This window comes from Rhizobium sp. P43 (assembly GCF_056730705.1).
This window is the reverse complement of sequence record NZ_CM161539.1, coordinates 4,148,826-4,155,000: the sequence shown is the minus strand read 5'-3', so window position 1 is coordinate 4,155,000 and position 6,175 is coordinate 4,148,826. Positions and strand designations below refer to the sequence as shown.

The window sequence follows — 6,175 nt, the reverse complement described above, 5'->3', positions numbered from 1 at the left end:
AAGGTCAAGCAGGGCCAGGTCATCGGCTTCGTCGGCTCGACCGGCTCCTCCACCGGTTCGCACCTCCATTACGAGCTGATCGTCAACGGCACCAAGGTCGATGCCATGAAGGTACGCCTGCCCGGCGGCAAGGCCCTTGACGGCGAAGTGCTGGCCGCGTTCCAGCAGGAGCGTCAGCGCATCGACACCTTGCTTGAAACCGGCGGACGTCCCGCGCAGGTCGCCAGTCGCTGACCGTTCCATTCACCAGCAAACACAAAACGGCGGCCCGCATGGACCGCCGTTTCTGTTCGTATCACGCGCTACCTGGATCAGGCAGCAGCGCTGACCGACGTTTTGGGCGAGATCAGCAACCGGTCACTGCCGGCTTCGATCACCACCTGAGACCCGTCGAGCACCTGACCCGACAGGATCTGCTCTGCCAGCGGATCCTGCAGATACTTCTGGATCACCCGCTTCAAAGGACGGGCGCCATAGACCGGATCGTAACCCTTGTCGGCCAGCCAGTTTCGGGCATCGGGTGCAAGATCCAGGCGGATCTTCCGCTCCGCCAGAAGCGACAGGAGCCGCTTCATCTGAATATCGACGATCGCGCCCATTTCCGCCCGGCGCAGCCGGTGGAACAGGATGATCTCGTCGACGCGGTTGAGGAACTCGGGCCGGAACGAGGCCTTGACCACGTCCATCACCTGGTCACGCACCTGATCAACATCCTGATCCTCGCCGAGGCTGGTCAGATAATCGGCACCGAGGTTCGAGGTCATGATGATGATCGTGTTCTTGAAGTCGACGGTGCGGCCCTGCCCGTCCGTCAGGCGCCCGTCGTCGAGCACCTGCAGAAGAACATTGAAGACGTCAGGATGTGCCTTCTCGATCTCGTCGAACAGCACGACCTGATAGGGCTTGCGCCTCACCGCTTCCGTCAGCGCCCCGCCTTCCTCGTAACCGACATAGCCGGGAGGGGCCCCGATCAGCCTGGCAACGGAGTGCTTCTCCATGTATTCGGACATGTCGAGCCGGACCATCGCCGTCTCGTCGTCGAACAGGAAGCGGGCGAGCGATTTGGTCAGCTCGGTCTTGCCCACGCCGGTGGGCCCGAGGAAGATGAACGAGCCGATCGGCCGGTTCGGATCCTGAAGGCCGGCACGCGCGCGACGAACGGCCCGCGACACGGCCTGGACCGCATCCCCCTGACCGACGACCGACTTCGCCAGATCGTCTTCCATCCGAAGCAGCTTTTCGCGTTCGCCTTCGAGCATCTTGTCGACGGGAATGCCGGTCCAGCGCGATACGACATGGGCGATGCCGTCGGGCGTGACGACCTCCTGAACCATGTTGCCGGCCCCCGAACCGTCCTGGGCCTCTGCCGCGACAAGCTCCTTCTCGAGCTTCGGGATCACGCCATAGGCCAGTTCACCCGCGCGCTGGAATTCACCCTGGCGCTGCGCGATGGCAAGCTCGTTGCGGGCTTCGTCCAGTTGGCGCTTGAGATCGGCGGCAAGGCCGAGCTTCTGCTTTTCGGCCTGCCAGCGCGCCGTCAGTGCATCCGCCTCTTCCTCGATCGAGGTGAGTTCGGTTTCCAGACGCACCAGACGATCGGCAGACGCCGCGTCGGTTTCCTTCTTCAGCGCCTCGCGCTCGATCTTCAGCTGGATGATGCGGCGATCGAGTTCGTCGAGCTCTTCCGGCTTGGAATCGACCTGCATGCGCAGCCGCGACGCGGCCTCGTCCATCAGGTCGATCGCCTTGTCGGGCAGGAACCGGTCGGTGATGTATCGGTTCGAGAGCGTTGCGGCCGCAACCAGCGCCGAATCCGAGATGCGCACCTTGTGATGCTGCTCGTATTTTTCCTTCAGCCCGCGCAGGATCGAGATCGTGTCCTCGACCGTCGGCTCCTCGACCATGACCGGCTGGAAACGCCGCGCAAGCGCCGGATCCTTCTCGACATGCTTGCGGTATTCGTCGAGCGTGGTCGCGCCGACGCAATGCAGCTCGCCGCGGGCGAGCGCCGGCTTCAGGAGGTTCGAGGCATCCATGGCGCCATCGGCCTTGCCGGCGCCGACAAGCGTGTGCATCTCGTCGATGAACAGGATGATCTCGCCGTTTTCGGACTGGACCTCGTTGAGCACGGCCTTCAGCCGCTCCTCGAATTCGCCGCGATACTTGGCACCAGCAATCAGCGCGCCCATGTCGAGCGCCATCAGCTTCTTGTCCTTCAAGCTTTCCGGCACATCGCCATTGATGATACGCAGCGCCAGACCCTCGGCGATCGCCGTCTTGCCGACGCCGGGCTCACCGATCAGAACCGGATTGTTCTTCGTCCGGCGCGACAGCACCTGGATAGTCCGACGAATTTCGTCGTCACGGCCGATGACCGGATCGAGCTTGCCTTCACGGGCTTCCGCCGTCAGATCGCGCGCATATTTTTTCAGGGCGTCGAAGCCGGCTTCCGCATTGGCGCCATCGGCGGTGCGGCCCTTGCGGACCTCGTTGATCACCTGGTTCAACGCATTGGCGGTCACGCCGCCCTTCTTCAGCGAGGCCGAGGTCGATGCGGAAGACTCGATCGCAAGCGCCAGCAGCAGACGCTCGACGGTGACGAAGCTGTCACCCGCCTTCTTGGCGGCGTCTTCGGCAGTCGAGAAGACCTTGGCCAGAGGCTGGGCGAGATAGACCTGGCCATTGCCGCCGGAAACCTTCGGCAGCTTGGCAAGCGCTGCATCATTGGCGATGCGCACGTCCTTCGCGTCGCCGCCGGCGCGGCTGATCAGCGACGAGGCCATGCCCTGCTCGTCGTCGAGCAGAACCTTCAGCACATGTTCGGGCGTGAATTGCTGGTGCCCTTCCGACAGGGCATAGGTCTGCGCCGATTGCAGAAAACCGCGCACGCGTTCGGAATATTTTTCGATATTCATCGTCACTCTCCGTTTCCCCGCCCTGCCCGCATTCGGCGCAGAGTGGATGTTGAGGATGAGGCCCCCGAAAGCGGCGGACCCCGGAGCGGAAACCGCTCCCTTGACCGAGATATGGGAGCGGAATTTTGCCCTTTAAAGAGGCAGATAAACGAAAAACTCCGGGTCGAAGCCCGGAGTTTTGCATTCGTCAAATTGAGCCTGAAAAGCTCATTCCGAAGCGGCCTCGGCCAGCACAGGCGCTTCGCCGGCTTCGGCATCTCCACCATCACCCTCGTCTGCGGCAGCGCTGCGGCGCGGCTGGCGACGCGGACGATTGCCGGCGTTGCGGCGACGCGGCTGACGCTCGCCCCCGGCTTCCGCCTGGCTCTCGGCGGCTGCGGCTGCGGCTTCCGCCGGCATGTCCTCGATCACGGGCTGCGGACCCGTGCCGGCGATTTCCATCACCGGCTGGGGCTGATGTTCACGCGGCTCGCGCGGTTCACGCGGTTCGCGCTGACGGCGCTCATGCTGCTGCTGGCGATTATGCTGCTGCGGCTGCTGGGCCGGCTGCTGCGGACGCTCGCTGGCCTGGACGACGGCGTCATCCGAACCGTCGAAGTCTTCGCCATCCCGCTCGCTGTAATCCTGGCGATCATCGCCACCATCGCGATCGTCGCGCTGGAAGCGCTCCTGCATCTGCGACTGGGCGGCTGCGATGATGCGGTTGTAGTGCTCGGCGTGCTGCAGATAGTTTTCCGCCATGACACGGTCGCCGGCACTCTGCGCGTCGCGCGCCAGCGCCGCATACTTCTCGGCAATATGCTGGGCCGTGCCACGGATCTTCACGTCTGGGCCGGAGCTGTCATAGGTCCGGGTCAGCGGGTTCTGGCCCTTGCGGTTGAAATTGTTTCCACCGCCGCCGCCACCGCCGCCATTGTTGTTACGCCCCCGACCACGCTTGTTCTGCTGTCCTGGCCTCATAGATGCTTCACCTGAATGTCTTTGTTGTGCTGATAAAGGGCAATGCGATTGGCTCTGGTTGAACCGGACCAAGGATCCACGCGCCGCCGACAGACCGCGCTCTCGCCTTGCTCGCCGCTGGTGAAAGTCGAGTTTACTGAGTTACGCAACGGTCCTGTCGTGCTTCGCAGAGTTCGACAGCGAACCTTTTTCGAAGCCGGCCCAGTCGCGAACGAATCTTCGTTCTTTCCCCGCCGCCCGTTGCGTCCCCGCAAACTATTACGCTTCATTCGGAAAACCAAGCCTTTTTCTATGTTTCCCGTAATTATCCTTAGCAGCCGCAGCAAACTGCCTAATCAAGCTTCTGCGAAAATATCAGAACGCGGTCATTGCCACCGAGATCCTGGCGCGCCTCGATGAGAGAAAAACCAGCATCTTCAAAAACTTGCGTCACATCGATCCGTTGATCGAAACCGATCTCGAGGCCGACAATGCCATGCCCCTCGATATGCGTCTTCGCTTCCTCTGCAATTGCGCGATAGGCGTCCAACCCGTCGGAACCGCCGTCCAGCGCGGCCATCGGGTCGAATTTTGTCACCTCTGGCGCCAGCCCCGAGACCACATCACTGCGGATATAAGGTGGATTGGAAACGATGATGTCGAAACGTTCGGGCGTGTTGGCGAACCAGGGGCCGAGGCGCGTTGTAAATCGCGCTGCAAGCCCATTCCGCTCCGCATTGGCCGCCGCAGTGGCCAAAGCATCCTCCGAGATATCGATCCCGATGGCGCGCGCTTGCGGACACTCCATCAACAACGCGAGCGCGATCGCTCCGGTTCCCGTTCCAAGATCAACGATAGAAGGCTTGCGATCCTCAGCGACCATCGCCCTGAGATATGGCAGCATCACGTCAACCAGGACTTCCGTGTCCGGACGAGGTTCGAGCGTGCCGGACGAGATGAGCAGGTCGAGGCCATAGAAGTCACGACGCCCGAGGATGCGGTGGACCGGCTCGCGGTTGAGCCGTCGCATGATAGCCTCTTCCACGCGACCTGCGCTCTTCGCCGTGACGGGCTCGTCACCCTGCACAAGAAGCGCCGTGGGACTGAGATCCAGAAGACCGCAGATCAGCACGCGCGCATCCATCGCCGCATCCGGCAACCCCGCAGCGTCGAAACGCCGCCTCGCCTCGGCGATCAGAGACTTCGCCGAATGCTCGGGCCCCGTCACTGGGCTTCGCCAAGCTGGGCGAGCTGGCCGGCCTGATAATCGGCAATCAGCGCATCCAGCATTTCGTCGAGATCGCCCTCGATCATCCGGTCGAGCTTGTAGAGCGTCAGGTTGATCCGGTGGTCGGTCACGCGCCCCTGTGGAAAGTTATAGGTCCGGATGCGCTCGGAACGGTCGCCCGAACCAACCTGGCTCTTGCGATTTGCAGACCGTTCGCTGTCGGCGCGTTGCCGCTCGATGTCGTAGAGCCGCGAGCGCAGAACCTGCATGGCCTTGGCGCGATTCTGGTGCTGCGACTTTTCCGAGGAGGTGACGATCAGTCCCGTCGGCAGGTGGGTTATCCGAACGGCCGAGTCCGTCGTATTGACGTGCTGGCCACCGGCGCCCGACGACCGCATGGTGTCGATGCGGATATCCTCGGGCCGGATCTCGATATCGATCTCCTCCGCCTCAGGGAGAACCGCAACGGTCGCCGCAGAGGTATGGATGCGTCCGCTCGCTTCGGTCTCGGGAACGCGCTGGACCCGGTGCACGCCGGATTCGAATTTCAGCTTCGAAAACACGCCCCGACCGCTGATCGTCGCGATGATTTCCTTGTAGCCGCCCGCTTCCCCGTCGCTGGCGGAAAGCACCTCCACCTTCCAGCCCTTGGTCGAGGCAAAGCGCTCATACATACGGAAGAGATCACCGGCAAAAAGGGCTGCTTCCGATCCGCCGGTACCGGCGCGGATTTCGAGGATCGCGCTCTTCTCGTCGGCGGCATCCTTGGGCAAAAGCAGGATCTGGATCTCGCCTTCGAGCGCCTCGATCCGCCCTTCGACATCCGGCAGCTCCATTTCCGCCAGATCGCGCATCTCGCGATCCGTCGTCTTGTCGGAGAGCATGGCCTTCAGATCGGCAGCCTCGGCAGTCGCGGACTCATAGGCGCGGATCTTCTTCACCACCGGCTCGAGTTCGGAATACTCCGATGCAAGCTTCACATAGACATCGGCTGCCGGTCCTGCCGACATTCGCGCCTCGATTTCGCCGAACCGGCGTTCGAGTTCGCGCATTTTCTCGACAGGAAGCTTCGCCACCCTTTACTCCAGGTCTT

At 62.5% G+C, this 6,175-nt stretch carries 5 protein-coding genes (1 of these 5 running past the window's edge); 1 reads left to right on the top strand and 4 read right to left on the bottom strand.

What is annotated here, in order from left to right:
- Window positions 1-234, top strand: partial view of a M23 family metallopeptidase gene (locus tag AC1PUL_RS20595; protein ID WP_480465855.1) — the 3' portion only. The gene continues 1,710 nt to the left of window position 1, outside the view; only the last 234 of its 1,944 coding nucleotides appear in the window; its start codon lies beyond the left edge, outside the window; it ends in the stop codon at window positions 232-234.
- A 77-nt stretch (window positions 235-311) separates the two neighbouring features.
- Here AC1PUL_RS20595 and clpB read toward each other — a convergent pair whose 3' ends face one another.
- The 4 genes from clpB to prfA form a co-directional block, all read right to left on the bottom strand.
- Entirely contained in the window at window positions 312-2,915 is a 2,604-nt protein-coding gene (clpB, locus tag AC1PUL_RS20590; RefSeq protein ID WP_480465854.1) for an ATP-dependent chaperone ClpB, read from the bottom strand.
- Between the two features lie 207 nt (window positions 2,916-3,122).
- On the bottom strand, window positions 3,123-3,875 hold the full coding sequence (locus tag AC1PUL_RS20585; RefSeq protein WP_480465853.1) for a DUF4167 domain-containing protein: 753 nt from the start codon (window positions 3,873-3,875) through the stop codon (window positions 3,123-3,125).
- Window positions 3,876-4,206: 331 nt separating this feature from the next.
- Window positions 4,207-5,082: a peptide chain release factor N(5)-glutamine methyltransferase gene (gene prmC, locus AC1PUL_RS20580; protein WP_480465852.1), complete on the bottom strand. Its 876-nt coding sequence runs from the start codon at window positions 5,080-5,082 to the stop codon at window positions 4,207-4,209.
- A complete protein-coding gene (gene prfA, locus AC1PUL_RS20575) occupies window positions 5,079-6,158 on the bottom strand; it encodes a peptide chain release factor 1 (protein WP_480465851.1) in 1,080 nt (359 codons plus the stop codon). The genes prmC and prfA overlap by 4 nt, the downstream gene beginning before the upstream one ends.
- Window positions 6,159-6,175 lie beyond the last annotated feature (17 nt).